The sequence below is a fragment of the Pseudomonas sp. LBUM1671 genome (assembly GCF_059695685.1).
Window position 1 is genome coordinate 3,546,363 of record NZ_CP166782.1, and the last position, 26,585, is coordinate 3,572,947.

22 protein-coding genes are annotated in these 26,585 nt (G+C 59.1%); 17 read left to right on the forward strand and 5 right to left on the reverse strand.

Annotation, left to right across the window (positions count from 1 at the left end):
* Positions 1 to 152 precede the first annotated feature (152 nt).
* Positions 153 to 2,408 (forward strand): catalase/peroxidase HPI, encoded by a 2,256-nt coding sequence (gene katG, locus ACA060_RS16210; RefSeq protein ID WP_497311780.1) that lies wholly within the window; start codon positions 153 to 155, stop codon positions 2,406 to 2,408.
* 75 nt (positions 2,409 to 2,483) lie between these two features.
* On the opposite strand, the gene ACA060_RS16215 is transcribed toward katG, so the two are convergent.
* The 4 genes from ACA060_RS16215 to ACA060_RS16230 form a co-directional block, all read right to left on the reverse strand.
* Positions 2,484 to 2,885, reverse strand: a complete 402-nt coding sequence (locus tag ACA060_RS16215) for a fe2+ zn2+ uptake regulation protein (protein ID WP_497311781.1) — start codon at positions 2,883 to 2,885, stop codon at positions 2,484 to 2,486.
* An 87-nt stretch (positions 2,886 to 2,972) separates the two neighbouring features.
* Positions 2,973 to 5,201 carry a TonB-dependent receptor gene (locus ACA060_RS16220; protein WP_497311782.1) on the reverse strand — a complete coding sequence of 743 codons (2,229 nt, stop codon included), beginning with the start codon at positions 5,199 to 5,201 and terminating at the stop codon, positions 2,973 to 2,975.
* A 133-nt stretch (positions 5,202 to 5,334) separates the two neighbouring features.
* Positions 5,335 to 5,736, reverse strand: a complete 402-nt coding sequence (locus tag ACA060_RS16225) for a transcriptional regulator (protein ID WP_497311783.1) — start codon at positions 5,734 to 5,736, stop codon at positions 5,335 to 5,337.
* Between the two features lie 25 nt (positions 5,737 to 5,761).
* Positions 5,762 to 6,652, reverse strand: coding sequence for an HpcH/HpaI aldolase/citrate lyase family protein (locus tag ACA060_RS16230; protein WP_497311784.1), 891 nt, complete (start codon positions 6,650 to 6,652; stop codon positions 5,762 to 5,764).
* A 609-nt stretch (positions 6,653 to 7,261) separates the two neighbouring features.
* Here ACA060_RS16230 and ACA060_RS16235 point away from each other — a divergent pair.
* The 16 genes from ACA060_RS16235 to ACA060_RS16310 all read left to right on the forward strand — a co-directional run bounded on the left by ACA060_RS16235 (position 7,262) and on the right by ACA060_RS16310 (position 25,995).
* Entirely contained in the window at positions 7,262 to 8,656 is a 1,395-nt protein-coding gene (locus ACA060_RS16235) for a Y4yA family PLP-dependent enzyme (RefSeq protein ID WP_497311785.1), read from the forward strand.
* Between the two features lie 15 nt (positions 8,657 to 8,671).
* Positions 8,672 to 9,715 (forward strand): PLP-dependent cysteine synthase family protein, encoded by a 1,044-nt coding sequence (locus ACA060_RS16240; protein WP_461974384.1) that lies wholly within the window; start codon positions 8,672 to 8,674, stop codon positions 9,713 to 9,715.
* Positions 9,716 to 9,743: 28 nt separating this feature from the next.
* Complete coding sequence (locus tag ACA060_RS16245; protein WP_497311786.1) at positions 9,744 to 10,892, forward strand: NAD/NADP octopine/nopaline dehydrogenase family protein; 1,149 nt, start codon at positions 9,744 to 9,746, stop codon at positions 10,890 to 10,892.
* Between the two features lie 48 nt (positions 10,893 to 10,940).
* On the forward strand, positions 10,941 to 12,791 hold the full coding sequence (locus tag ACA060_RS16250; protein ID WP_497311787.1) for an IucA/IucC family protein: 1,851 nt from the start codon (positions 10,941 to 10,943) through the stop codon (positions 12,789 to 12,791).
* A 16-nt stretch (positions 12,792 to 12,807) separates the two neighbouring features.
* Entirely contained in the window at positions 12,808 to 14,052 is a 1,245-nt protein-coding gene (locus ACA060_RS16255; RefSeq protein WP_497311788.1) for an MFS transporter, read from the forward strand.
* Between the two features lie 15 nt (positions 14,053 to 14,067).
* Positions 14,068 to 15,252 carry an aminotransferase class V-fold PLP-dependent enzyme gene (locus tag ACA060_RS16260; protein ID WP_497311789.1) on the forward strand — a complete coding sequence of 395 codons (1,185 nt, stop codon included), beginning with the start codon at positions 14,068 to 14,070 and terminating at the stop codon, positions 15,250 to 15,252.
* 86 nt (positions 15,253 to 15,338) lie between these two features.
* Positions 15,339 to 15,854 (forward strand): sigma-70 family RNA polymerase sigma factor, encoded by a 516-nt coding sequence (locus ACA060_RS16265; RefSeq protein ID WP_109632323.1) that lies wholly within the window; start codon positions 15,339 to 15,341, stop codon positions 15,852 to 15,854.
* Positions 15,855 to 16,832 (forward strand): FecR domain-containing protein, encoded by a 978-nt coding sequence (locus tag ACA060_RS16270; protein ID WP_497311790.1) that lies wholly within the window; start codon positions 15,855 to 15,857, stop codon positions 16,830 to 16,832.
* Positions 16,833 to 16,931: 99 nt separating this feature from the next.
* On the forward strand, positions 16,932 to 19,346 hold the full coding sequence (locus ACA060_RS16275; RefSeq protein ID WP_497311791.1) for a TonB-dependent siderophore receptor: 2,415 nt from the start codon (positions 16,932 to 16,934) through the stop codon (positions 19,344 to 19,346).
* A gap of 60 nt (positions 19,347 to 19,406) precedes the next feature.
* Positions 19,407 to 20,594, forward strand: coding sequence for an ABC transporter substrate-binding protein (locus ACA060_RS16280; RefSeq protein WP_497311792.1), 1,188 nt, complete (start codon positions 19,407 to 19,409; stop codon positions 20,592 to 20,594).
* Positions 20,591 to 21,652 carry a FecCD family ABC transporter permease gene (locus ACA060_RS16285; RefSeq protein ID WP_109632332.1) on the forward strand — a complete coding sequence of 354 codons (1,062 nt, stop codon included), beginning with the start codon at positions 20,591 to 20,593 and terminating at the stop codon, positions 21,650 to 21,652. The genes ACA060_RS16280 and ACA060_RS16285 overlap by 4 nt, the downstream gene beginning before the upstream one ends.
* Complete coding sequence (locus ACA060_RS16290) at positions 21,646 to 22,401, forward strand: ABC transporter ATP-binding protein (protein ID WP_109632334.1); 756 nt, start codon at positions 21,646 to 21,648, stop codon at positions 22,399 to 22,401. Before ACA060_RS16285 ends, ACA060_RS16290 begins: the two co-directional genes overlap by 7 nt.
* A gap of 510 nt (positions 22,402 to 22,911) precedes the next feature.
* Positions 22,912 to 23,544, forward strand: a complete 633-nt coding sequence (gene ycaC, locus ACA060_RS16295) for an isochorismate family cysteine hydrolase YcaC (RefSeq protein WP_105348963.1) — start codon at positions 22,912 to 22,914, stop codon at positions 23,542 to 23,544.
* Positions 23,545 to 23,677: 133 nt separating this feature from the next.
* Positions 23,678 to 24,493 carry a DUF1206 domain-containing protein gene (locus ACA060_RS16300; protein ID WP_497311793.1) on the forward strand — a complete coding sequence of 272 codons (816 nt, stop codon included), beginning with the start codon at positions 23,678 to 23,680 and terminating at the stop codon, positions 24,491 to 24,493.
* Between the two features lie 81 nt (positions 24,494 to 24,574).
* Positions 24,575 to 25,015 carry a tryptophan-rich sensory protein TspO gene (gene tspO / locus ACA060_RS16305; protein WP_109632338.1) on the forward strand — a complete coding sequence of 147 codons (441 nt, stop codon included), beginning with the start codon at positions 24,575 to 24,577 and terminating at the stop codon, positions 25,013 to 25,015.
* A complete protein-coding gene (locus tag ACA060_RS16310) occupies positions 25,015 to 25,995 on the forward strand; it encodes an alpha/beta hydrolase (RefSeq protein ID WP_497311794.1) in 981 nt (326 codons plus the stop codon). Before tspO ends, ACA060_RS16310 begins: the two co-directional genes overlap by 1 nt.
* Before the next feature lie 17 nt (positions 25,996 to 26,012).
* Here ACA060_RS16310 and ACA060_RS16315 read toward each other — a convergent pair whose 3' ends face one another.
* Positions 26,013 to 26,471, reverse strand: coding sequence for a winged helix-turn-helix transcriptional regulator (locus ACA060_RS16315; protein WP_109632341.1), 459 nt, complete (start codon positions 26,469 to 26,471; stop codon positions 26,013 to 26,015).
* Positions 26,472 to 26,585: the final 114 nt, after the last annotated feature.

The window sequence follows — 26,585 nt, forward strand, 5'->3', positions numbered from 1 at the left end:
GGCCACCGCCGCTGTCCAATTCCCGTGTGGTCCAGACGATCAGTTGATCCAACTGTTGGTCCTGCAGCCTATGTCATTGAATTCGCTCGTTGCTATCTAACGCCCACCCCGGGCCGATAGCCGGATGAAACACGACCAAAGGTAGCTCACACATGGCAAATGAATCGAAATGCCCGTTCAATCACGCCGCTGGCGGTGGCACGACGAACCGCGATTGGTGGCCGAACCAACTGAATCTGAAGATCCTGCACCAGCACTCGTCCCTGTCCGACCCCATGGACGAGGGCTTCAACTACGCCGAAGAATTCAAGACCCTGGACTTTGAGGCGGTCAAGCGTGACCTGACGGCTCTGATGACCGACTCGCAAGACTGGTGGCCAGCGGACTTCGGCCACTATGGGCCGCTGTTCATTCGCATGGCCTGGCACGCCGCAGGCACGTATCGCACGGGCGATGGTCGTGGCGGTGCCGGCTCCGGTCAGCAGCGCTTTGCACCGCTCAACAGCTGGCCGGATAACGTCAGCCTCGACAAGGCGCGCCGGCTGCTCTGGCCGATCAAGCAAAAGTACGGCCGTAAAATCTCCTGGGCGGACCTGATCGTCCTCACCGGCAACGTCGCGCTAGAGTCCATGGGCTTCAAGACTTTCGGTTTTTCCGGGGGTCGTGCGGACGTCTGGGAACCGGATGAAGACGTCTACTGGGGTTCGGAAAACAAATGGCTGGGCGGTGACACCCGCTACGGCAAAGACAGCGCTCCCGTGGAAGCTCCCGGTGACGGTCCACTTGTCGCCGAACCCGGTAAAAACGAGGAGAGCCGTACCGAACACGGCCGCAATCTCGAAAACCCGCTGGCCGCCGTGCAAATGGGCCTGATCTACGTCAACCCCGAGGGACCGGAAGGCGAGCCAGACCCGGTCAGATCCGCCATAGACATCCGCGAAACCTTCGGCCGCATGGCAATGAACGACGAAGAAACCGTGGCGCTGATCGCCGGCGGTCACGCCTTCGGCAAAACCCACGGCGCAGGGCCTGCCGACAACGTCGGCGCCGAGCCCGAAGCCGCGGGCCTCGAAGCCCAGGGCTTTGGCTGGAAGAACAGCTTCGGCACCGGCAAAGGCCCGGACACCATCACCAGCGGCCTGGAAGTGACCTGGACCACCACGCCCACAAAGTGGAGCAACAATTACCTGGAAAACCTGTTCGGCTTCGAGTGGGAACTGAGCAAAAGCCCGGCCGGTGCACACCAGTGGGTTGCGAAAAACGGCGCGGGCGCCGGCACCATTCCGGATGCTCATGACCCGTCGAAACGGCGCAACCCCACCATGCTGACCTCGGACCTGGCATTGCGCTTCGACCCGATCTACGAACCGATTTCTCGGCGTTTCCTGGAAAATCCGGATCAACTGGCCGATGCGTTCGCCCGCGCCTGGTTCAAGCTGATCCACCGTGACATGGGCCCTCTCTCCCGCTACCTCGGCCCGGAAATGCCCAGCGAAGAATTGCTGTGGCAAGACCCGATCCCGGAGGTCGACCATGCCTTGGTCAACGACAGTGATGTCGCCGCGCTCAAGAGCAAAGTGCTTGCTTCGGGCCTGAGCGTCTCGCAGCTGGTATCGACGGCGTGGGCAGCAGCTTCCACCTTCCGTGGCTCCGACAAACGTGGCGGCGCCAATGGGGGGCGTCTGCGTCTGGCGCCGCAGAAATCCTGGCAAGCCAACCAACCTGATCAACTGGCGAATGTGCTGGCGAAACTCGAAAGCATCCAGAGCGAGTTCAACAACAGCGGCAAGAAAGTCTCGCTGGCTGACCTGATCGTGCTGGCGGGTAACGCGGGCGTCGAACAGGCGGCGAAAAATGCCGGTCACAGCGTCACGGTGCCGTTCACCCCAGGGCGCATGGACGCTTCGCAAGAGCAGACGGATGTCGAATCCTTCGGCTTCCTCGAACCCATCGCCGATGGCTTCCGTAATTACCTCAAGTCCCGCTACAGCGTGTCGGCCGAGCATCTGCTGATCGACAAAGCGCAACAACTGACGCTCACCGCGCCAGAAATGACCGCGCTCGTGGGTGGCCTGCGCGTGTTGAACACCAATGTCGGGCAAACCAGACACGGCGTGTTCACCCAGCAGCCAGAAGCGTTGACCAATGACTTCTTCAAGAACCTGCTGGACATGGGCGTGGAATGGAAACCGACCTCAGAATCCAATGAAGAGTTTGAAGCACGCGATCGTAAAACCGGCGAAGTGAGGTGGACCGGAACCCGTGTTGACCTGGTCTTTGGCTCTCATGCGCAGTTGAGGGCGCTGGCTGAGGTTTACGCGAGCAGTGACACGAAGGAGAAGTTTGTGAAGGACTTCGTGGCGGCGTGGACCAAGGTGATGAACCTGGATCGCTTCGATGTGAAGTGATGCACTCGTTGAATCGGTAAGGCTTGAAAGGACCACCCCGACCCGGTGATACGGGTCGGGGGAATCCCTCTGAACTCACCTGACTATATAAGCTGCTGGGTCTTCGCGATCCGAGCGTGTTTCCAGCATCTCGATGGCCAGCGCAGTAAAGCAGTAACTCTTGTCTGCCCCAAAAACGATGACCCCCTCTTCACAGAGGCGCTTGAGCACTTCCCGCACGCTGATAAACGGTAAATCGGTTGAGAAGGATTGCAGATAGGAATGCACTCCGCGCACACCGATGGGCGTTCCGTCTCTCGCGGCGACCAGCAAGGCATCGATCACTTTCAAGCGAATAAGGCTGGTGCGCAATCCGTAATAGCGAAGCAACGCCCGGATGTGCTCGTTGGAACTGCGCTCGAAATCGAATGCCCGGTGAGCAGACGTCGATTGGAATTTCAGAGTTGCGAGGGTCGCCGATGCTGAGGTGTTTAACATTCGAATACTCCTTTTCAAATACTTTCATGCATCAAGAAATGCACACGTGGTTATTCACCAAACGTTACCGCCGACGACCCGCCGCCATTAGAAATCGACCGTAGCCGACAGCTGCAGCGTCCGCGGATAACCCGGGGAAAACGCACCGTACGAGGCGACGCCAGACCAGTACTCTCGATCAAAGACGTTCTGCACCGTGGCGCGGAATGTCGTAGGTCGACCTTCGATTTTGGTGGTGTAGCGAGCGCCCGTGTCGAAGCGCGTCCAGGCATCCAGTTCCTGGGTATTGGCCTGATTCACATATTGGCTGCCGGTGTAGATCGCGCCGCCAGTGAGCGTGAAGCCCTCCAGCCACGGGGTGTCCCATTCGGCCCAGAGGTTGGCTTGTACGTCGGGCACGCCCACCGGCTCGTTGCCCCGGTTAGCGGCCGTGGCGGAATCCGTCAGTTCGCCATCGAGGAAGGTCACGCCGCCCATCAAGCGAGTACCCGGCGCAACTTCGCCGAACATGCTCAGCTCAACGCCGCGATTGCGTTGTTCGGCCTGCACCGAGAACACGTTGCCTGCGCCGATTTCGCCGCTGGGCTTTTCAATCTGGAACAACGCCAGGGTGGTCATGAACGTGCCATGTTCATATTTGACGCCGATTTCGTGTTGCTTCGACTCATAAGGCGCAAAGGTTTCACCGGAGTTGGCGGCGGTGCCTGGTGCTATATCACCTTTACTCAAACCTTCGACATAGTTGTAGTAAAGCGACACGTCTTCCCAGGGTTTGACCACCACGCCGACCAGCGGCGTCGTGGCGCTGTCGTCATATTTGGAGCTGACCGAACCTGTCGCGGTGTAGTTACGCGACTCGATGTCCTGTTTACGCACACCCAAGGTCAGCTGGATGCGGTCGTCCAGCACGGACAAGGTGTCGGTCAGCGCCACACCGGACAACTCCGACTCGGAAATGCGCAGCACCTTTGGCGCGTTGAGGAATTGTTCGGGCACCTCCACCGGGTGGTAGATGTTCGAACGGATTTCGGTTCCGTTGGTGATGCCCCGGGACAACTCATCCTGATACCGGGTCGCCATCAGCGTGGTCGTGTGGGTGACCGGCCCGGTGGCGAACACGCCACGGATACCCACGTCGGCCGTCGAGCGATCGACGTTGAATTTGTAGTAGCCGGGAATGTTGCTGGTATCGCCGGCGTTGTTGAGGATTCTCGGCACCTGGTCGGACTTGCGCTTGACGTCTGCCTTGCCGCCACCGGCATGGGCGAATACGGTGACCGCGTCAGTCAGATCATATTCGCCGCCCAGCAACGCCGACTGCTCCCTGGTGTCGGACCATCCCCAATCCTGCGTCAAGTTAGTACGACCATTGGGCGCAGAGGGAATATCGACACCCGGCGCCACCGTAAAGGGCCGCGAGGGAGCCTCGAAGCTTTCTTTCTGGCTGATGAAGTCAAGGTTCAAGCGCAGTCGCTCCCCTTGATAATCGAGCGCAATGGCCCCGATATCGACCGATCGTTCCTGGTCGTCAACGGCGGTATCGCCCCCCTGGAGGCTGCCGTTGAAGCGCACGCCGAACTGGTTCTCGTCGCCAAAACGACGGCTGATATCCAGATGACCGCCTGCTTGCGAGTCCGACGCGTAACTCGCGGTAAAGCGCGTCAGGTCTTCGGCCAGTGGCCGCTTGGGCACGATATTGATCACGCCGCCGACACCGCTGTTCGGCGAGATCCCGTACATCAAGGCCCCCGGCCCCTTGAGCACTTCGACGCGTTCGGCGTAGTCGGTGAACACCCGATAGTTGGGCGCCACGCCATACACGCCGTCGAAGGCCAGCTCGCCCAGGTTGCCTTCGCCCACCGCGAAACCGCGAACGAAAAAGGAATCGACGATGCCGCCGGTTTGACCGGTGGAGCGCACTGATGGATCTCGTTCCAGGGCATCGGCAACGGTCACCGTTTGCAGGTCGGCCAATGTCTTGGCGGTGTAGCTGGTTACACTGAACGGCGTATCCATCACATCTTTGTTGCCCATCATCCCCAGGCGCGCACCGCGAGCAACCTGCCCACCGGCAATGACTCCCGGCAGCACGGTCGGGCTGGTGTAATTGGCAGTGATGTTGGTAGAGCCGAGTGTCAGGCCATCGGCATTCGGGTTTGCCGAAGCGTCAGGTGTCTTGGCGACGTCAGCATCCTGTTGCTGTTGGGCGGCGGCCCAGGTGTTGGCGCTTCCTGCGACCAGGGCAAAACTCAGCATGGCGGTACGAATGGCCTGCGTTAACGCGCGCTCACCGCATGGTCGACTGGCAACGGACATGACGTAAGGATCCTTTTGGGCAAGAGAAAATGGTAATCACTCCTATTGCCAGTCGACCCGCGAAAAAGTATCACCCTCTCTTCGAAAATTTTTGGGCCCCTCGGCCGTAAAGCCGAGGAGCCTGCCCGGTCAATCACGCGTACAGGCAGTCGAGCGGTATGGCGATCACCGGCAAGGCCGGGTCGAACGCATGCCGCGTGGTCTTGTACGGAAACAGCTCGCCACGGGCGATCGTGGTGAAAATCCGTGCCACCTCGAACGTTTGCCCGGTCTGCCAATGCCGCACACAAACGCGCGGGTCGGCGTAATCGAGCTGGATGCAGGGGACCCTTTTCAACCCCAGTTGCAGCGCCGCGTTGAACCGGTGATTGCCGTCCATCACGATGCCTTTCGAGCGCTCGACGATGATCGGTTCCAGCCAATGCCCGGCCCGGATGATGGCTTCGCGCAGCAACGCCACATTGGCTGGATCGACCTGTTCCGACTGCAACACATCGCACATTGGCCGCAGCGCAATCTGATAACCGTGCCCCATGATTCATCTCCTGTTCGACGGTGGCTCAGCAGGCATCGGCCTTGGCAACCAGCGCGTATCGACTGGCCACGTCCAGCAGACGCTGCGCCTGTTCGATGAGGGGCAGATCGACCATCTCACCGTCCACTTGCACCGCATGACTGCCTCCGGCCACGGCGCTCAAGACTCGATCCGCCCAGGCCAGCTGGCGCGCATCAGGCAGGAAGGCCCGCTGGACAGTGCCCAACTGTGCGGGATGGATGCAGAGCTTGGCGCCAAACCCCAGGGAGCGGGCGTAACGCGACTCCTGCGCAACCACCGTCATGTCACTGATCGCCGGTGTCACGCCATCGATCGGTGCCGGCAAATCGGCGGTACGCGAGGCCAGCACAATCCGGTTTCGAGCGAACAGAAAGGCCTCGGGGATCTGGCTGCAATTGATATCCAGGGAAAAATCCAGCGAGCCAAATGCCAGGCGTGCCAACCCCGGAATTTCGGCAATCGCCTCGACCTGTTGCAAGCCTTTGGCGGTCTCGATGATGGCGACGATCTTGAGTTCGGGATTCCATGCCAGCAGGTCTTCGACGACCCGGAACAAGTTCTCGGGGCGTTCCGCCTTGGGCAGGAAAATACCCGCGCAGCGCTCGGGATAACGCATGTCCCTGAGCCAGGTCAGGTCCTGGCGAAAGAGCGCACTGCTGACGCTGTTCAGACGGATGTAACGCTGGCAGCGCACCGTCGGCGTGCTCTCCTGCCAAGCCCAGATTGCGGCTCGCGCGGCGGCTTTGCTTCCCGGATGAACGGCATCCTCGAGGTCAAGAATGATTGCATCCGGAGCCGCATCGACCGCTTTGGAAAAACGTTCGGGACGATTGCCTGGAACGAACAGGTAGCTGATGGGAAGCGTGGCTTGGGTGCTGAGACGATCAGTTGTCATGAATCTCTCCTTGGCATGCATCAGTCGTGGGTTTCAAAAAAAATTCGGGTATCTGCGGCGTTGAATTTCCGAGCCTGGAAACGGCGTGTTGCATCAACCTTCAACGCCTTGTTCATCAAGGTTTTAAGGTGTTTTTTCAGGCAGGAACGCATGCTTGCAAGAGCGTGCAAATAATCGCTTTTGCACTCTTGCTCAACGGGTGGGCATCCAAAATATTTGAAAACCTTACTTGATAATCGTTCGCGTTAGCAATATTGTTCTCGCCGCCAAGAGAAACAATTCTCGAATCAAAGCAAGCGTTCATGTTTACGGGAAGTACAGAGCAGTGATGTCATTTGAATGTCAGCTGCTGGCACTTTACAGGGGGTTAGGCCATCAACTAATGGCCGAACAATCTGTCCCTATAAACCTTATGGAATGGGGTCTCATGCAATTGTTTTGTATAGCATTTATGACGACTATTACCCCTGACACATTCTCGGGTTTTATCTGGCATCCGCCTCCTGAATCATTAAGCGCTCGTGCCTGACGAGCGCAAAGATCACACCTATCGATAACGTTTAGTTGTCGAAATATGAATGGCGAGATTTTCGATGCCAAGGGTTAACTATGCCTATTACAATTGCGTCGTCATTAGATGAACGGATTGAAGTTCATCAGCCAGAACTGCTTAAACCGCTGCTCGACCCTGTTGTGGCACAACTGATTCATCAGTATCCGCAAACACTTCTGGAACTGGTGTCTCAATACGGATCTCCCTTGAATCTGGTGTGGCCACATGCTTTTGAACTCAACACCCGCGCCCTCTTGGCGGTGTTGAAACAGCACGATGTGCAGCACGCTATTTTCTATGGCGCCAAAGCCAATAAATCCCAATGCCTGCTTGGCGCGGCATCAGACTCTGGCATCGGCATCGACGTTTCAAGCCTTCACGAAATGGACGCAGCGCTGCGATCCGGCCTACCGGCGCAACGTTTGTGCGCCACGGGACCGGCCAAAACCACGGTGTTTCATCGGGCGTTGGTGCAGGCCGGCTCACTCATTTGCGTGGACTCCCTGGAAGAGTACGGTCACCTCACTGCGCTGATCGAATCCATGCCGGAACCCGTGAAAGCCAGGGTTTTACTGCGTTACAGGCCACAGAGCTACCCGAGCAGCCGTTTCGGAATGGGTGCGAGTGAGGTGCTTCAATGCCTGCAACACCTGACTGAACACCGCGAAACTTTCCACTTCGAAGGTTTCCATTTCCACCTCGGCGGCTATGGATTCGAAACCCGGGTACAAGCCTTTCGTGAGGTCAGCGGTTTCGTCGAAGCGGCGCGGGAGATGGGGTTAAACCCAACCATGATCGACATCGGCGGAGGCTTGCCGATGTGTTATGTCGAGCCTCAGGCCTATAGCAGTTTTTTACAAAACGATAATAATCCGAGCAACTACGAAAACCAGAAAGTTCCAGCCTCTTTTTACCCATACGGCAGTAGCCTGACTGCCTGTCAGTGGCTGGCCTTATTTCTCGAAGCTGATTATTCAGCAGGACAGTCCATTGCGAGCTATTTGAAAGCCAAAAATATAACGCTGGCACTGGAGCCCGGCCGAAGTCTGGTGGATCAGGCGGCCATTTCCGTATTTCGCATTACACGCACCAAGCAGTTGGAAAACAACAAAACCGTCATCTTTGTTGAGGGCAGTAGTTTCAGTGCCTGCGAAACGTGGTTCTCATCCGAATACCTCGTCGACCCGATACTTATCAGCACCCACCAACTACCGCGAAACCCGACACACGCCTACATCGCCGGCCACAGTTGTCTGGATGACGATGTCATCACTCATCGCTTAATCAATTTCAGTACTTCACCGCAGGCGGGTGACTTATTGATTTACGTCAATACCGCCGGTTATCAGATGGACTTGCTGGAGAACGAGTTTCATCGCCATCCCCTGCCCCGGCGATTGATGGCGACCTGTTGTACGGAAGGTAACTACGCGTTTTCACCGGACTACTAAAAGGGAATATTTCAAATGATACTGAATAAAGTCTCGGACCTTATTGGCAATACGCCAATGTTGGGTATTGATGTTCCTGATACGAACGCCAGGTTGTTGCTCAAGATTGAAAAGAACAATCCCGGCGGCAGCATAAAAGACCGCATGGCACGCAACATGGTGCTCGCGGCGCTCAAGTCAGGAAGGCTGAAACCGGGTGGCGTGGTCGTCGAATCGTCTTCCGGCAACACCGGCATCGGCCTGGCCATGGCGGCCGTCGAGTTTGGCCTGCATTTCATCGCTGTGGTCGATCACCACGCGGCTCAAGACAAGATCGCCGTGATGAAGGCACTGGGCGCCGAAGTCCGGTTTGTCGCGGGGACCTACCGCGAAGATGAAGTCGCCGTGGTCGAGCGCCAACGGTTAGCGGCCGAACTCGCGTCGCAGATTCCGGGCGCGGTGTTCATGAACCAATCCGACAATGCCGCCAACGCCGGCGGGTATAGCGATTTCGTGCGCGAAACCATTGCCCAGGCCGAAGGTCGTGTCGGCGCCTACGTCGGTTGTGTCGGCACCGGCGGCTCGATGACAGGAATCGCTCGAGGGCTGAAACTGCACAACCCCGACACCGTCACAGTCGCTGTCGAACCGGCCGGTTCCATCGTCTTTGGCCATCCCGGCTATCCGTACTATCAATCAGGCACCGGCACCCCGGCCGGGGACACCGTGGGCCTGGTGCTCGACTACAGCTGCATCGACCTGGGTGTGCAAGTCACCGATTCCCAAGCCTTCGAAACGGCACGGTACATCGCTCGCAACCTGGCCTTGCTGGTCGGCGGATCCACTGGTGGCGCCATCTTCAAGGCACTGGAACTGATTCACAAAGGCGTGCTGACCGGCAACGTCGTGGTGCCGATCGCCGATGGCGGCGAGAAGTACCTGCACACAGTATTTGACGACAAATGGCTGGAAGAACGCGACCTGCTGGACCCGAATGTCGCGCCGCAACTGGATATCTGGCTGGGCAAGACCCAATGGCTGGACTCCGTCTCCACGCCTCTGCAATTGAGCGTCGCATGACGCTTCTCCCACACAGGAACGCCTCTCAATGAAACCGCTGAAAGTCGCCATCTGTGGCGGAGGCAGGACCGGTCACCTCAATGCCATCCTGTTCAAACAGCTGCCCAATGTTCAGGTCTCGATGCTCACCAGCAACCTGGAGATCGTTGATCAACACGCTCGCCATACGCCGATGCAGGCGTTGATGCCGGACGGCTCGACGCTGAGCGCCCGGCTGGACCGGGTGACCACTCATGCCAGCGCAGCCGTCGAGGATGCCGACATCGTCATCATTACCGTGCCGGCCCATGCCCGGCCGCACACCCTGCAAGCGATTGCCCCGCATCTGAGTTCGAGCAAACCGGTGTACATCGGTGCGATTCCCGGCTTCTGCGGTTTCGACTGGCTGGCCGAAGCCACGCTGGCCGACCGGCCGAACCTGGTGATCTGGGGCATGAAAGATGTCCCGCACACGGCGTTCGATCTCAAGCCCGGGCTGTCGATCAAAATGGGCGGCGGCAAAAGCCAGTTATACGTGGCGACCCACGCCAGGGAGTCGCAAGCCTCCCGCCAGCACCTGCAGGACATGCTCACCGTGCTCTACGGCCCGTGCGTGACGATGCTCGACAACTACCTCGAAATCACCCTCACCCCGGGCAACCCGATCATGCACAGCTCGGTGATTTACGGGCTGATCGGGCCCTACGGCCAATGGCATCGCAAGATCTTTCCCCAGCGCATGTGCTGGTGGACCGAATGCCCCGAATTGGGCGCCTATTTCCTGGAGCGCATGGATCAGGAAAGTCAGGACCTGTGCGCCGTCATCAGCCAGCGAATGGGTGTCGACCTGTCTTCGGTCAAATCCCTGAAGCAGGAAATTGTCGAGGCGTACGGTGAACAGATTCGCGACCAGAGCAGCATGCTGTCGATCCTGCGCACCAATCAGGCCTACAACGACATCCTTGCGCCCATGGTGCCCGCCGATGACAACCGCGCCGGTTACGTGATCGAACGCGAGAGCCGCGCCTTCAACGAAGATGTCGCCTACGGCCTGGTGCTGCTGGTGGAAATGGCCAGGCGTTTCGAGCTCAAAGTCCCCTACATCGAGGAAGTCCTGCACTGGAGCGTTTCCTACATGCAAGGCCTGCGCGATTCGGCGCTCGATTACTTCCCAAGCCAATGGCCGCGCACGGCATGAGTCGCGCCCTCACCTCTTCATTTACTTATCGACGAGCAGATAGCTGATATGGATGACCTCAAGACACTGATCGCCTACTCCCGCAAAAACGCCATGCGACGGTTGATTCGTTGCCTGTTTGCCGAAAACATCCTGGACCGTTCGGCCCTGGTTTTTTCCGCCGAGGGAAACCAGGCCACCTACCCACTGGAGAACGCCCGTGCCCACGTGTTTTTCACTGAAATCGCCATGGGACCGGCCGACACCCTGGTCAACGACGGTGACGTGGTGCTGGTGACCGATGAAGGCGTACGCCAGGTGATTCACAGTCATCAGGACTTGCTGGACGTGCTGCGTGACAGCTTCGACTTCGAACCGACGGATGAAGGCATGGCCGGGCTCAAGTCGGACATGGAAAACAGCCTGCTGAACGATGCCCATGCTCGCCAGTATCGTCAGGAATGGAACGCGCGCCTGGCCGACGCCGCCAAAAGCCATGGCCTCGACAGCCTTACCGACTATCTTCGCCAACACGCCAGCACCAAAGATGCGGCCATCCTGCTGGACCAATGGGGCTCGCTGGAAGGTCACCCGTACTATCCGACGTGGAAATCCCGCCCGGGCCTGAGTGACGCCGAAGTCGAGCAACTGTCGCCGGAATTCAACGCCCGGGTGCCACTGCGCATTGCAGCATTGCGCGCCGACATGGCCAAAAGCGAAAGCATGCCCCACGTGACCAGCTACCACGCCTGGTTTGCCACGAACTTCCCGGTGCAATGGGAACAATGGAAGGCTTCGCTGAATGACAAAGGCCTGGACGAAACCCGGTGGCTACCGCTGCCGATTCACGCCTGGCATCTGCAGGCCTACGTGCTCAAGACGTTTGCCGCGGAAATCGAAGAAGGCATCCTGATCACTGAGGGGCCGGACCTTCAGACCCTGCCGACCATGTCGTACCGCACGATGATGCCGGTGCTCGACGAAACAGCGCCGCTGATAAAATTGCCGATCGCGTTGTGGATGACCAGCGAGCTGCGCAGCCTGCAAGCGAAGTCAATTCACATGGGGCCGCGCATCAGCACGGTGATCACCAAGATCCTCGCCGCCGAAAACGGCTTCGACCAGCAACTGGAGATTTTCCCGGAAGAGATCGGCGTGCGTTATAAAAACGCGATCACACAGGACGATGCGCCTGGCCGTCATCTGTCAGTGGTCTATCGCGCCAGTCAGCAGGCGTTTGAACGCAGCGACGATTGCCTGCCGATTACCGTGGCGTCGTTGTTCACCCGGTTGCCCGGCAGCGGTCGTCCGCTGTTTACCGACCTGATCGAACGCGACGGCGTTCGGGCCAGCGCCGACACGGTCGAGACCTGGTTCCGCCAATACGCCAACGTGGTCACCCGCCCGGTGGTGGCGATCTATCTGCTGTACGGCATCGGGCTTGAAGCGCATCAGCAAAACACCATGGTGCTGTTTTCCCCCGATGGCAAAGCACGTAGTCTGCTGATCCGCGATTTCGGCGATGGCAGGACCTATGCTCCGTTGCTGGAGGAACGCGGTTACACCCTGCAACCGCATGTTCAGCCCGGCATCTTGCCGACGGTGTTCGTCGAGGATATCGAGCCGGTGCGCATGTTCGTACTGGACGCGGCATTCCTCACGCACCTGCACGAAATGGCCCTGTGGCTGACGAAGGAGTACGCGTTGAACAACACCCGGATGTGGGAGATCTTGCGTGAAGAAACCGAGAACGCCTTCGCAGCCGTGCGTGACCGGGTCTCGCCAGCGCTGTGGGAAGTCGAGCGCAAAGCGTTCGTTCAGGACCCATGGCCCACCCGGTCGTTGTTGCGCATGCATTTGATGCAGTACTCCAACTATCGTTTGCAGCACACGCTGACCAACCCGCTTGATGCTGTTTAACCACCGAGGCTGACTCATGTCCCATGCTGGTCCCATCCAGGGTTCGCGAGTAAGAATCCTGATTTATCTTCTGTTCGCGATCCAGCTCATCTCCATGGGCGCGATGGAAATGAGCGGGCCGTTCTGGCCCGTCCACCTGCGTGGGCTGACCGCTTCGGAATCGGTATTCAGCTTCGCCAGCATCGCCGTCTACGTCGGTCCGATGCTGGGGATTATCCTGACCAGCGCCTTCTGGGGCCGTATCGGCGATCGCTACGGCCACAAGCTGATGATGATCCGCGCCCTCGCCGGTTTGTCATTGACCCAGCTTGGCCTGGTCCTGTTCAGCGACATCTGGGTGATCCTGATCCTGCGCTTCCTGCAAGGCGCTTTCGCCGGGTACATCGCCCCGGCACAGGCTTACGGTGTCAGCATCGAAGCACCCTCGCGGCGGGCGCGACTGTTTGCGATCCTGCAGATATCGACCAACGTCGGCTCGTTGCTCGGCGCCGTCGTCGGTGGCCTCATCCTCGATTACGCGACCTTCTTCTGGATCAACATCATCGCTTCGGTCCTGTGCGCCATTTGCACCGTGGTGGCGGCCGTGACGTTGCCGGATGTTCCGCCCGTAAAGAAAACGCCGGTCGTGGACACGGCGACTCCGGTCAGGCGCTCAGGCAGCGTCTGGCAAGGTTCGCCCCTGTTGTCGCTGCTGGGCGTCATGGGCATTCTGCTGTTGGCGCGGATGCTGCCGCAGACCTCCTTCTCGCTGTATGTCAGCTCGGTGTTCGAGGTCAGCAACTCGGTCGTCGGCTTGTGTTACGGCTTGCTGGCACTGGGTTTCATCCTCTCGGCCACCGCGTGGTCGCGCTACTTCGAGCACCGCACCCAACAGGAAACCCTGCACCGCATCACCTACATTGTCATCGGCTGCGTGGTCCTGACCGCGGTCGCTGGTGTCACACGCAGCCCCGCCGTGTTTGTCATTGCCTACTTCATATGGGGCGTACTGCTGGGCGCCACCACACCAGTGCTGATGGCCCTGATCTCGAAAACGGCCGACAGCTCACAACAGGGCTATGTGCTGGGGATTGCGCAGAGCACCGCGCAATTCGCCTCGATTGCGGGGATCTCGGCCGGTGGTTTGCTCAGCCAGGTCTATGGCTTGCAGTACACCTACCTGTTTGTGTGTCTGGCCTATGTCGTCGCGCTGATTCCCATCATCGCCCTGCGTTACTGGCCGGTGGTCATGCAAACGAGCCAAGCCCCACCCGGCGACTGATCTAGGAGTCTTGCGTTGAACATTGCACAACTGCGTGCCGACACCCCCGGTGTCGAGCAGCTGATTCACTTTAACAATGCCGGCGCGGCCTTGATGCCCGACCCGGTGATCGATGTCATGACCCGCCACCTTCAATTCGAAGCCAGACTCGGTGGCTACGAGGCGGCCGGGCAACGTGCGGCTGAACTGGAGAATGTCTACGGTGCCATCGGCCGCCTGATCAATGCTGACCCCGACGAAATCGCCGTCATCGAAAACGCGACCCGCGCCTGGGACATGGCCTTTTATTCATTGCCGCTGCAACCCGGTGACGTGGTGCTGACCTCCACCACCGAATACGCCGGCAACTTCATTCCTTATCTGCAGCTGAAACAGCAACGCGGCATTGAAATCCGGGTCATTCCCAACGATGAACAGGGCCAGGTTTCACTTGGCGCCTTGCAGGACATGCTGGGCGATGAGCGCGTCGCGTTGGTGTCTCTGCCGGTGATCGCGACCAACGGCGGACCGGTTCAGCCCATCGAGCAGATCGGTGCGCTGGCCCGGGATGCCGGCGTGCTATTTTTGCTCGATGCCTGCCAGGGTGTCGGGCAAATGCCGATCGATGTGCGCAAAATCGGCTGTCACCTCCTCGCCGCGACCAGCCGAAAATACCTTCGGGGGCCCAGGGGCATGGGCTTTCTATACGTTGAAAAGTCGCTGTGCCAAAACCTTGAACCGGTGTTTCTCGACCTGCATGCCGCATCGTTGCTGACGCCAGACACCTTCAAGATCCGTGACGATGGCCGCCGCTTCGAAAACTGGGAATGCAACGTGGCCGCGAAACTGGGCCTGGGGGCAGCGGTTGAATACGCACTGGCACAAGGCATCGAGCCGATGTGGCAGCGCATTCAGCAACTGGCGAACCACTTGCGGCATCGACTGGCCGAAGTCCCTGGCGTCACACTTCGCGACAGAGGTGCCCTCACGTCCGGGATCGTGACGTTCACGCGCCAGGACAGCAGCGCCGCACACTTACAGCAATGGCTTGCGGGACAAGATAAACGGATCAACGTCTCCACCTCGACATTCCGCTCAACCCTGCTCGACATGCAGCAACGAGGTTTGCAGGAAGTCAGCCGCGCTTCGGTCCACGCTTACAACACCGAAGGCGAAATCGACGCCCTGATTGAAGCGCTGATGCGCATGCCGCGAATCTGAAAACGGGATGCAGAATCGCCCTTGCGTCGGAGCGTCTTTGTCACTTAGCATTGTGAATACTTCTCAATTGCAAAAAAGCCGCCGCCATGAGCGATACCCTTCCCGCGAATAACAGCAATCATCTGCGCGCGATCGAAGCCCTGTACAGCGGCCATCACGGCTGGCTGTACGCCACGCTGCGAAAAAAACTGGGTAACGCCATGGATGCGGCGGATCTGGCGCAGGACACCTTCACTCGCATACTGGCCTCCCAAGTCACGGTCATCGAGCAACCCCGGGCCTACCTGAGCTGCGTGGCCAAGGGCATTCTGGTCAATTGGTATCAGCGCAAGGCACTTGAACGCGCCTACCTTGATGCCCTCGCGCACCTGCCCGCGCCCGAAGTGCCTTCGCCGGAATTGCGCTTCATCGTGCTGGAGACCCTGCACGAGATCGACGCGATGCTCGACACCCTTCCCCCGCTGGTCAAACGCGCATTTTTGCTGTCGCAGATCGGCGGCCTGAAATACGACGACATTGCCGAGCAGTTGAACGTCTCGCTGATCACCGTCAAGCGCTACATGAAGCAAGCCTTCGTGCAGTGCCTGATGCTGGTGGAATAAATGCTCACTCGGCGCAATGACCCGCAGCTCGACCCCAAGGTGCTTGAAGAAGCAGCCGAATGGCTGATGCGCTTGAGTGAAAGCGAGCTCAGCGACGCCGAGCATGCCGAATGGGAAGGCTGGAAGGCCAGCACGCCCGAACGTAATCGTGCGTGGTCGCGCGCGCAGTTGCTGCAGAGCAAGCTCGGCGGGCTGCCATCGTCCCTGGCGATGTCGGCACTGGATCGCCCGAGCAATCCCGAACGTCGCGTCGCCCTGGGCAAACTGGCGATGCTCCTGGCCGTTCTGCCTGCCGGTTGGGGCAGCTGGAAACTGGTGGAATCACAGCAATGGTCCGCCGATTACCGGACGGCCGTGGGTCAGCGACGCGAATTGACCCTCGCCGACGGGTCGAATATCACCCTGAATACCGACACCGCCATCGATGTGATCTTCGACGCCAATCAGCGGCTCATCAACGTGCGCGAAGGGGAAATACTGGTGCAGACCGCCCCCGATACTTCGCCGCTGGCACGCCCCTTCCTGGTCAGCACACGCCAGGGCCGAATGCAGGCATTGGGCACGCGATTTACGGTTCGCGAACTGCAGCCCCGCACCCATCTTGCTGTACTGGACGGCGCGGTGAGGGTCGAATTGTCAGATAGCAGTCAAGCAGTCCCGCTGATCATCAACGCCGGACAACGCACCGATTTTTCATCCCGCACGTTTGGCCAGGTGACCCCGACAGACCGCTACGTCGGGGCCTGGACCCAAGGCATGCTCATGGCCGACAAGATGCGTCTTGCGGATTTCGTCGCCGAGCTGGCGCGTTATCGCAGAGGCTTCGTGCGGTGTGATCCGACCATTGCCGAGCTGCGCATTTCCGGCGCCTTTCCGATCAGCGATACCCAGCGCACGCTGAACATGCTGGTGCAAACCTACCCGGTACTCGTCACCGGTCACTTGAGCGGTTACTGGGTGACGCTCTCTCCCGCCTGACCTCGTGCCAAAAAAGTTGCCGCAAGGGTGATACTTTTTTTGATCTCAACTGGCAAGGACAGGAACAACCTTTTCACCTCGTCCATAGGTCATCCATTCATGCTCGTTGCGCGGCCCTCACGGCCGGACCGTCTGCTCAAGCCAGTGATTCGCAGTGTGTTGCTCAGCCTTGCCTTGGCCGGTGCCGCGTGCCCGCTTGTCTTGGCCGCCGTACCGTCGCAACAGGACTCCACGGTTGTCCGCGCCTACAACATTGCTCCCGGACCGCTTGGCGCAACCCTGTCGAGTTTTGCCGTGGATGCCGACATTGCCTTGTCGTTCCAGCCCTCGATCACCGAAGGCCTGGTCAGTCCGGGGCTGTCCGGTACTTACTCCACACAGGAGGCGACTACACGGCTGCTGGCCGGAAGTGGCCTGGAAATGGTTTTACGCGACGACGGCAGCTACACCCTGGTGGTACGCCAGTTGACCCTGGAAGAAACGGCGATCAATGGCACCGACCGACGTACCCAAGGCTTGCCCCCGGTGTATCCGGGAGGCCAGGTCGCCAGCGGCGGGCGCCTCGGCATGCTGGGCAATACCGATGTAATGGACGCACCCTTCAGCGTCAGCAACTACACCTCGACGTTGATCAAGGATCAGCAGGCGGTCACCGTGGGCGATGTGCTGGAGCGTGACTCCTCGGTGCGTTCCACGGGACAGACCGGAGGCATAGTCGATTCGTTCTTCATCCGTGGATTTCCGGTCGGTGAAGGCAATCTCGGTGAACTGGCGTTCGACGGGGTTTACGGTGTGGCCTCCAACTACCGGGTGTTCACCGAGTACGTCGAACGCATCGAAGTGGTGAAAGGTCCTGGTGCCCTGCTCTATGGCATGTCACCCAACAGCGCCGTTGGCGGCGTGATCAACGTCGTGCCCAAGCGTTCTCTTGACGAGGATTTGACCCGGTTCACCGCCAGTTACGCCATGGATTCGCAGCTCGGCGGCCACCTCGACGTCAGTCGACGGTTCGGTGAGGAACGCCGGTTCGGTGTTCGGATCAACGGCAGTGTGCAGCAAGGCGACACGGCCATCGACAAGCAAACCCGGGACATCGACATCGGCGCCATCTCCCTGGACTATGCGGGTGATCGCCTGCGGACTACCTTGGACCTGATCAGCCAGAAAGAACAATTTGACGCCGCGTCCCGACCGTTTCTCATCGCTCCCGGCGTACCGATTCCCTCTGCGGCCAACGGTCGTACCAGCGTGAGCCAGGACTGGGGTTGGTCCGAAACCCGTGACCAGTCGGCGTTGTTCGGCGGCGAATACGACCTTGACGATGCCCTGACCGTATTTGCTCACGCCGGTGGCGGCAAATCGGAGGTAGCGCGGATGTCCGATCAGACTCCGACGATCATCAACGCGGCCGGCGACACCTCTTCGATCCCCGGCTACTACAAATTCGAAGTCCAGCGCTACACGATCGACGCCGGTGCCCGCCTGCGCTTCGACACCGGGCCGGTCAGTCACAGCACCGCCCTGCAAGTCACCCGTTATCGCGATGAGTTGTCCCGAGGCATCATTTCCGGCCCGGTACTACTGTCGAATATCTACCACCCGGCCGACCGTCCAGAACCCTCTATTGCCAAACCGGATACGCCGAAAATCTCCGAGAGCGAACTGTCAGGCGTGGCCCTGGCCGACACCCTGTCGGTGCTGGACGAGCGTTTTCAAGTCACCGTCGGCTTGCGCAAACAGAACATCAAATCCGATAACTTCAATGCGGCCGGGACGGTCACCACCTCCTACGACAAAAGCGCTACCACGCCGTTGTTCGGCGTCGTCGCCAAACCCTGGGACCACGTGTCGTTCTACTACAACTACATCGAAGGCTTGAGCAAGGGTGACACTGCGCCATCCGCGGCCTCGAATGCGGGGGAGATTTTTTCACCTTACATCTCCCGGCAACAGGAAGTCGGGGTCAAGGTCGACTACGGCACCTTCATGTCCACACTCGCCCTGTTCCAGATCAAGAAACCCAGCGGCGAATTGGCCTCTGGCGTGTTCTCGGTACAAGGCGAGCAACGCAATCGCGGTGTGGAGCTCAATGTGTTTGGCGAGATCGCCCCAGGCACCCGCCTGCTCGGTGGCGTGACCCTCCTCGATGGCGAACTGACCAAGTCCGGCGTTGCCGCCAACCGTGGCAATAAACCGGTCGGTGTCCCTGACGTTCAGGCCAACCTCTGGGCCGAATGGGACACGCCGTGGGTCGAGGGCCTGACGCTGACCAGTGGCGCGATCTACACCGCCAGCCAGTACGTGAACCAGGCCAACACCCAGGAACTGGATGCCTGGACCCGCTTCGATGTCGGTGCGCGCTTCGCGACCCGCATTGCGGAACACCCGACCACATTGCGCGCCACCGTGCAGAACGTGTTCGACCGCGAGTATTGGTCGGGCGTCGCCTCGTACGGAGCGTTCTCCCAAGGTTCACCCCGCACCCTGCTGCTGTCGGCCACCGTCGATTTCTGAAACGTCCGGCCCGGCAACTTGAGTCGCTGTCCGGTCCTGACTTCTGCAAAGGAACAAACCATGGTTACCTTCTTCCGACGCCCCCAAACCTTCGCTGCGCTGCTGTTCGCAGGACTGCTGGGCCTGTCGCTGTGCGCTCTGACGCCACGCCACGCGCTCGCCGCCGACCCGGATCCCGCGCTGGGCACGGTGACCGATTTGCTCGGGCGCAAGATCAAGGTTCACCTTCCGGTCAGGCGGGTCATCCTCGGCGAGGGACGCCAGTTGTACCTGGTCGCCGCGCTGGATACGCAAAACCCCATTGAACGCATCGTCGGTTGGCGCAAGGACCTGATCCAGTCGGACCCGGACACCTACGGCGCCTACCTGCGCAAGTTTCCCGCCATCGCCAAGATCCCGACATTCGGCGGGTTTGAAGACGGCACTTTCGACATCGAGCAGGCGATCTCGCAGCAACCCGATGTGATCATCCTCAATATCGAAGCGCAGCACGCCACCGAAGATGCGCGCTACATCGAGAAACTCGACGCCCTGGGGATTCCCGTGGTGTACGTCGACTTTCGCAACAACCCGATGCAAAACACCGAGCCGACCATGCGCCTGTTCGGTCAGCTGTTCGGCAAGGAAGCGCGCGCCGAAGCCTTTATCGATTTTCGCAACCAGCAGATCCATCGCGTCACCGACGTGATTGAGGCGCGCCACCCTTCCCGTCCCAGCGTGTTTATCGAGCGCATCGGTGGCTACACCGATGATTGCTGCCTGAGTTTCGGCAACGAAAATTTCGGCCTTTTTGTCGACATGGCCGGTGGCAACAACATTGCCCGAAACATCATCCCCACCACCTTCGGCCAGCTGAACCCCGAGCAAGTCATCGTCGCCAACCCGGACCAGGTGGTTGTCACCAGTGCCAACTGGGAAGCCTTTGCACCCGGCGGTCATTGGGTCGGCGTCGGCCCCGGTGCAGACATGACCCAAGCCAGGCACAAACTGGCGTGGTACACACAACGCCCTGCCTACGCAGGCATCAAGGCTCAGGACGACCAGTCCTTTCATGCCATCTGGCACCAGTTCTACAACAGTCCCTACCAGTTCGCGGCCATCCAGCAACTGGCGAAATGGTTTCATCCGACGCTGTTTGCCGATCTCGATCCGGACGCGTCATTGCGCGAACTGCATGAGCGATTTCTGCCGGTGCCTTACGAGCCCGGCTACTTCGTCAGCCTGGACAAGCCTGAGGTGAAGCAATGAGCTCATTGAACGAAGCAATGGTCGTTCAACGCGACACCTACCGTCGACTGGTGCTGCGCAAACGCCTGATCCTTGGCGGGCTCCTGGTGTTATTGATTTGCAGCGTGCTGCTTGACCTGGCACTTGGGCCGGCGAGCTACAGCCTCACCGAAGTGCTCGGCGCGCTGTTTTCGCCGGACACCGCTTCAGCGCAAGTACGCGTGGTGATGTGGGAAATCCGTCTGCCCGTGGCGCTGATGGCCGTCGCGGTCGGTGCCGCGTTGTCGTTGGCGGGCGCACAGATGCAGACGATCCTCAACAACCCGCTGGCCAGTCCGTTCACGCTGGGCATTTCTGCTGCCGCCAGTTTCGGCGCCGCCATGGGGCTGGCCTTTGGTGTGGCGCTGTTCCCGCTGGCGGCGCAGTACATGGTGCCGGTGAATGCGTTCATCATGGCCATGCTGTCCGCGCTGCTGATCCACTTCCTGAGCCTGCGCCGTGGTGTCACCGCCGAGACCATCGTGCTGCTCGGCATTGCCCTGGTGTTTACCTTTAATGCGCTGTTGGCCCTGGTGCAGTTTTTTGCCACCGAACAAGCCGTCGCGGCCGTCGTGTTCTGGACCATGGGCAGCCTGACCAAAGCCACCTGGCCGAAACTCGGTGTGATTTGCCTGGTCATCCTGATCACCCTACCGATCTTTGCCAAGCGCGCCTGGGCATTGACGGCCCTGCGGCTGGGCGATGACAAGGCTGCGAGTTTCGGGATCAACGTGCGCAGTCTGCGTTTTCAGACGCTGATCATGGTCAGCCTGCTCGCCTCGTTCCCGGTGGCCTTTGTCGGCACCATCGGGTTTATCGGACTGGTCGGTCCGCACATCGCACGGATGCTGATTGGCGAGGATCAACGGTTCTTCCTGCCAGCCTCTTTGCTAACGGGCTCGCTGATACTTTCCGCCAGTTCGGTCGTCAGCAAAACCCTGATCCCGGGCGCGATTTTCCCCATCGGCGTCGTCACGTCACTGATCGGCGTGCCGTTCTTCATATCTCTGATTCTCAGCGGGAAGAAAAACTCATGGTGAAGATCCAGCTCGATAACCTCGGCGCCCGTTATGGGCAGCGCGAGATCATTTCAGGCGTCACCACGGCCGCCTTCACGGGGGGTCAGGTGGTTGCCGTGGTCGGGCCGAACGCAGCGGGCAAATCCACCTTGTTCAAACGCATGGCCGGGCTGATTGACGGGCCGGGCCAGGTCATTCTGCAGGACTCGAAAAAGGGTCATCAGGGCATCAGCTACATGCCGCAGGGCCTGAACGCCAGTGCGCGCCTGACGGTCTACGAATCAGTGCTGCTGGCGCGTAAACAACTGACACCGGGCTGGGTCGTCCACGACGATGAATTGAAGCTCGTCGATGAGATTCTCGGCGCGCTCGGGATTACCGAACTGTCTTTTCGCAACCTCGGTGAACTCAGCGGCGGCCAGCAACAACTGGTGTCCATCGCACAAACGCTGGTGCGCGAACCGGAAATCCTGCTGATGGACGAGCCGACCAGCGCACTGGACATGCACCGGCAGGTGCAAGTACTGAATTTCATGCGGGCACTGGCTCGAAAACGCGAGGTCATCGTGTTCATCGCGATCCACGATCTGAATCAGGCGTTGCGCTTTGCCGACCAGGTATTGGTGATCGCCAACGGGACGACCCAAGGCAGTGGACCGAGCAACGAAGTGATTACCGAGCGGATGCTGCGTAACGTCTACAAGGTCGAGGCGCGGATAGAAACCTGCAGTCGCGGGCAGCACCATATCCTGATTGACGATATCGTTTGATCGCGTGAGCCATCCCGGATTGAGTGACGTGTCAACCACTGGCGGCCGAGCCGGATTCAACGAGGATCCGGACTCAGGGCTGGCGCTGGACCATTGAGAAAAGCACTCCAGACTTCATAAGCATCGTGATGTCGTTTAGTCGCAACGTCCCAGTCGGGCCCGGAAACACAACGGGATGACACCAGCGTCATCATGCCCATCGTGGCAGCATCCAGTTCGATCAGCAGTGCATGAGAATGGATTCTGAAGTCTTCTAGCGAAGTCATAATGTAAGTCCCAGCGGATATCACCGCTATCGAGAAGCAAGCACCTCTCAGGGTGTTGAGTGCCACCACCCCGAATAATTCATATTTTCCAACGTCATCCTGCAATCACCTGTTGCTCTCCTCGATTGTCCCTTTCTGGTTGACAGTCAAACCGTTTTCACCCTCTTTTTCCCCTTCCTGCAGATCATTAATCTGAGCCCATGTTGAACGAAGCCACTTACCCCTCTCGATAAAGGATTTCATCATGAGCAACGCCACTTACAACCGCCTGAACAAAGACGACGCCGTAGTGTTGATGATCGACCACCAGACCGGTCTGATCTCGCTGGTGCAGGACTTCTCGCCCAACGAGTTCAAAAACAACGTACTGGCCCTGGCTGACGTGGCCAAGTTCTTCGAACTGCCAACCGTCCTGACCACCAGCTTCGAACAAGGTCCCAACGGCCCACTGGTACCGGAGCTCAAGGAAATGTTTCCGGACGCGCCTTACATTGCCCGTCCTGGCCAGATCAACGCCTGGGACAACGAAGACTTCGTCAAGGCGATCAAGGCGACCGGTCGCAAACAGCTGATCATTGCCGGCGTGGTGACCGACGTCTGCGTGACCTTCCCGACGCTGTCGGCCCTGGCTGAAGGGTTTGAAGTGTTCGTGGTCACGGATTCTTCCGGCACCTTCAACACCACCGTGCAACAGGCGGCGTGGAACCGCATGACCCAAGCCGGTGCGCAAATGATGAACTGGTTTTCGGTAGCCTGCGAGTTGCAGGGCGACTGGCGCAACGACATCGAAGGCCTGGGCAACCTGCTGTCCCAGCGCATTCCGAACTACCGCAACCTGATGAACAGCTACTCGGCATTAGCAGCCCGCCAGGCGTAAACCTGACGCGCAAAAACCAAGGCCCGCTTTTGCGGGCTTTTGGCCGTCTCCTGCCTGTACACCCCGATTTTCAATCGAACCCCTCCTACCCCGAAAGGTCTGCATCTGTATTGCCTCTCTGGATTAAGCTGCCATGTCTGCGCACCACAGCCTTGTTGTACTCGCTCGGGGTGGATATGCCGCTCGAGGCGTTCTTTACCTGATCATCGGCATCTTCGCTTTGCTGGCGGCTCAAGACTCGTCTAAACCGAAGGACAGTCACAGGAGCCTCGAGGCCGTATTAAGCCAGCCTTTCGGTTATGTATTGGTCGGATTGGTGGTGGCTGGTCTGCTTGCTTTTGCCTGTTGGCGAGTGTTGCAGGCCATACGCGACGTTGATCATCACGGTAACGATATGAAGGGGCTGGTCATCCGGGCAGGATTGTTCGCAGGAGGTTTGGTCAACGGCGCGCTGGCGTTTTTTGCGTTGGGCTTGCTGATCAGCGGCATCCGAAACTCGGGGGATTCGGGCGGTGGGCAGACTAAGGATCTATTGGCGCATCTGTTGTCCTGGGAACACTCGAATCTATTGGTGTACCTCGTTGCACTCGTCCCTCTCGGCGTGGGCATCGCTCACATCATCAAGGGCTGGAAGTCCACGTTCGAACAATATTTTGAAGCGGACGAAGACGTGATGCGCTACGTCCGCCCGGTCTCTCGGTTCGGCCTTATCGCCCGTGGCGTCGTGTTTATCGAGATCGCCCTGTTGCTGATCATCAGTGGCTCCCGCTATAAAGCCATGGACCCACCCGGCATGAAGGAGGCGCTCGATGCGCTGCAGAATCTGCCGGCCGGCGGCGTGATTTTGATGGTGATGGCCTTGGGCTTGATCGCCTTTTCGGTCTACAGCTTGTCCGAAGCCGCCTGGCGCAAGATCAACATGGATGTGCCTGGCGTACCGGGCGCATAACGGCATGAACGGCATGAACGGCATGAACGGCCGACAGCATTTTGCAAACCCACACCGCTGACCTCAACCAAAGGACTGATGATGACCTTTCTGATTTTTCTTCTGGCCTGCGCGGCCGCGGCCAGTACAGGCATTCTTTTCAAACCGGGCCAATGGTACGAATCGCTCGTCAAACCCAGCTTCACGCCACCCAATTGGCTGTTCCCGGTCGCCTGGTCGATTATCTATCTGCTGCTGGCCTGGGCCGGGTACCGGTTGTCCCTGATACCTGGAAGTCAGGTGGTGCTGGCGTTATGGGCGGCGCAGATTGCCCTGAATACGCTGTGGACTCCGGTGTTCTTTGGCGCGCACCGCATTTTCGCCGCCATGGTGATCCTGGCGCTGCTCTGGCTGGTGGTGGCAGCCATGGTGGTGATGGCAATGCGGCTGGATGTGATCACGGGCCTGATCCTGTTTCCTTACCTGGTGTGGCTGTGTGTAGCGGCTGCGTTGAATTTCTCCATCTTGCGCAATAACCGCTGATGGAGCATTCCGAACTCGCTACTCAAACACCTTGGCCTGCTGGCGAGCAGACGTGGGAGCAAGTGCGCAACTTCAACAAGAAGCTCGCCTGGTTGCCGCGCTTTCGCATCCGCAATCGCATCACGCCTCGGGTGATCCAGACGCTGCTGCGCGCCAGCCAGATCGGCGGCGCGGGTCTATTGCTCAAGCATGGGCTCAAGGCTGAAACAAAGGTGATTGGTGCGGGCGGCGGCGTGCCAGTGTCCGTACGGATCATCCGGCCGAAAGGCAAAGCAAAGGGCGTTGTGCTTGATTTCCATGGCGGCGGATGGGTGATCGGCAATGCGCAGATGAATGACGCCTTTAACGTGGCCATGGTGAATACGTGCAACGTCGCAGTCGTCTCGGTCGATTACCGGCTTGCCGTATCGACTCCGATTGAAGGCCTGATGGAAGACTGCCTTTCTGCCGCTCGCTGGTTACTGAAGGACTGCACCGAGTTTGCGGATCAGCCCGTCATTGTCGTGGGCGAATCGGCCGGGGCTCATCTTGCGGCGGCAACGTTGCTGTCGCTGAAACAATCGCCCGGCTTGCTGCAAAGGGTGCGCGGCGCGCTGTTGTATTACGGCGTCTATGATTTGACCGGAACACCGAGCGTCCGCGCAGCGCCCCCCGAAACGCTGCTGCTGGACGGTCCTGGCATGGTTGAAGCGTTTCGCATGCTGACGCCGGGCCTGAATGACGAGGAACGCCGGCAGCCACCGTTATCACCGCTGTACGGCGACTTTACGGATTTCCCGCCGGCGCTGCTGTTTGCCGGCGAGCTGGATCCCCTGAGAGACGACACTCTCGACATCGCCGAGCGCTGGAGGCAATCGGCACCTGTCGAGGTGCACTTGCTGCCGTCTTCTCCCCACGGGTTCATTCATTTTCCGACGGCGATTGCACGGAGCGTGCTTGCGTATAGCCGGCAGTGGATAACGGCTCGAATCGACGGGTGAGGCCATTCCGCTGTGACTCACGATTCGCCGTCAACCAGCCTCACCCTGTGGCAGTCAGAGGGTCCGAGTTTATGCCCACTTGATGAACGAACATCCATCGGCATCAGAGGTTGGCCAGACGCGTTGTCCAGCAGTACAGAACGCGTCTCCTGGGGCTGGAACAGGTAACGTTCGCCCCACTGCCTCATGCTGACCACCACCGGAAAGATCTCCCGTCCTTTGTCCGTCAGGACGTACTCCTTGTAGGCGCTTCCATCTGATGCGGGTCGAACGTCGAATACCCCGACCTCAACCAAGGTTTTCAGGCGCGAAGCCAGAATATTTTTGGCCACGCCCAAGCTCTTCTGAAATTCACTGAAGCGGCGAATGTCGTCAAAAGCGTCGCGAATGATCATGAGCGACCAGCGATCCCCGATGGCCTCCAGTGTTCTCGCTACCGGGCATTCGCTGCTCTGCGGTGAAATGCCTTCAACCATCGTATTTACCTTTTGGATAAGGGTTGCCAAGTCTGCCGACCAAGCTGGTTGCAATTTGAAACTTGATTCAGCAATATTCGAATCCAGTTTTTATTTGAAACCAGTTTAACGCCA

What these genes read in the sequence shown, in the direction of transcription:
- katG (WP_497311780.1), top strand. Translation starts at nt 153, where the DNA reads ATGGCAAATGAATCGAAATGCCCGTTCAATCACGCCGCTGGCGGTGGC.
- ACA060_RS16215 (WP_497311781.1), bottom strand. Translation starts at nt 2,885, where the DNA reads ATGTTAAACACCTCAGCATCGGCGACCCTCGCAACTCTGAAATTCCAA.
- ACA060_RS16220 (WP_497311782.1), bottom strand. Translation starts at nt 5,201, where the DNA reads ATGTCCGTTGCCAGTCGACCATGCGGTGAGCGCGCGTTAACGCAGGCC.
- ACA060_RS16225 (WP_497311783.1), bottom strand. Translation starts at nt 5,736, where the DNA reads ATGGGGCACGGTTATCAGATTGCGCTGCGGCCAATGTGCGATGTGTTG.
- ACA060_RS16230 (WP_497311784.1), bottom strand. Translation starts at nt 6,652, where the DNA reads ATGACAACTGATCGTCTCAGCACCCAAGCCACGCTTCCCATCAGCTAC.
- ACA060_RS16235 (WP_497311785.1), top strand. Translation starts at nt 7,262, where the DNA reads ATGCCTATTACAATTGCGTCGTCATTAGATGAACGGATTGAAGTTCAT.
- ACA060_RS16240 (WP_461974384.1), top strand. Translation starts at nt 8,672, where the DNA reads ATGATACTGAATAAAGTCTCGGACCTTATTGGCAATACGCCAATGTTG.
- ACA060_RS16245 (WP_497311786.1), top strand. Translation starts at nt 9,744, where the DNA reads ATGAAACCGCTGAAAGTCGCCATCTGTGGCGGAGGCAGGACCGGTCAC.
- ACA060_RS16250 (WP_497311787.1), top strand. Translation starts at nt 10,941, where the DNA reads ATGGATGACCTCAAGACACTGATCGCCTACTCCCGCAAAAACGCCATG.
- ACA060_RS16255 (WP_497311788.1), top strand. Translation starts at nt 12,808, where the DNA reads ATGTCCCATGCTGGTCCCATCCAGGGTTCGCGAGTAAGAATCCTGATT.
- ACA060_RS16265 (WP_109632323.1), top strand. Translation starts at nt 15,339, where the DNA reads ATGAGCGATACCCTTCCCGCGAATAACAGCAATCATCTGCGCGCGATC.
- ACA060_RS16270 (WP_497311790.1), top strand. Translation starts at nt 15,855, where the DNA reads ATGCTCACTCGGCGCAATGACCCGCAGCTCGACCCCAAGGTGCTTGAA.
- ACA060_RS16275 (WP_497311791.1), top strand. Translation starts at nt 16,932, where the DNA reads ATGCTCGTTGCGCGGCCCTCACGGCCGGACCGTCTGCTCAAGCCAGTG.
- ACA060_RS16280 (WP_497311792.1), top strand. Translation starts at nt 19,407, where the DNA reads ATGGTTACCTTCTTCCGACGCCCCCAAACCTTCGCTGCGCTGCTGTTC.
- ACA060_RS16285 (WP_109632332.1), top strand. Translation starts at nt 20,591, where the DNA reads ATGAGCTCATTGAACGAAGCAATGGTCGTTCAACGCGACACCTACCGT.
- ACA060_RS16290 (WP_109632334.1), top strand. Translation starts at nt 21,646, where the DNA reads ATGGTGAAGATCCAGCTCGATAACCTCGGCGCCCGTTATGGGCAGCGC.
- ycaC (WP_105348963.1), top strand. Translation starts at nt 22,912, where the DNA reads ATGAGCAACGCCACTTACAACCGCCTGAACAAAGACGACGCCGTAGTG.
- ACA060_RS16300 (WP_497311793.1), top strand. Translation starts at nt 23,678, where the DNA reads ATGTCTGCGCACCACAGCCTTGTTGTACTCGCTCGGGGTGGATATGCC.
- tspO (WP_109632338.1), top strand. Translation starts at nt 24,575, where the DNA reads ATGACCTTTCTGATTTTTCTTCTGGCCTGCGCGGCCGCGGCCAGTACA.
- ACA060_RS16310 (WP_497311794.1), top strand. Translation starts at nt 25,015, where the DNA reads ATGGAGCATTCCGAACTCGCTACTCAAACACCTTGGCCTGCTGGCGAG.
- ACA060_RS16315 (WP_109632341.1), bottom strand. Translation starts at nt 26,471, where the DNA reads ATGGTTGAAGGCATTTCACCGCAGAGCAGCGAATGCCCGGTAGCGAGA.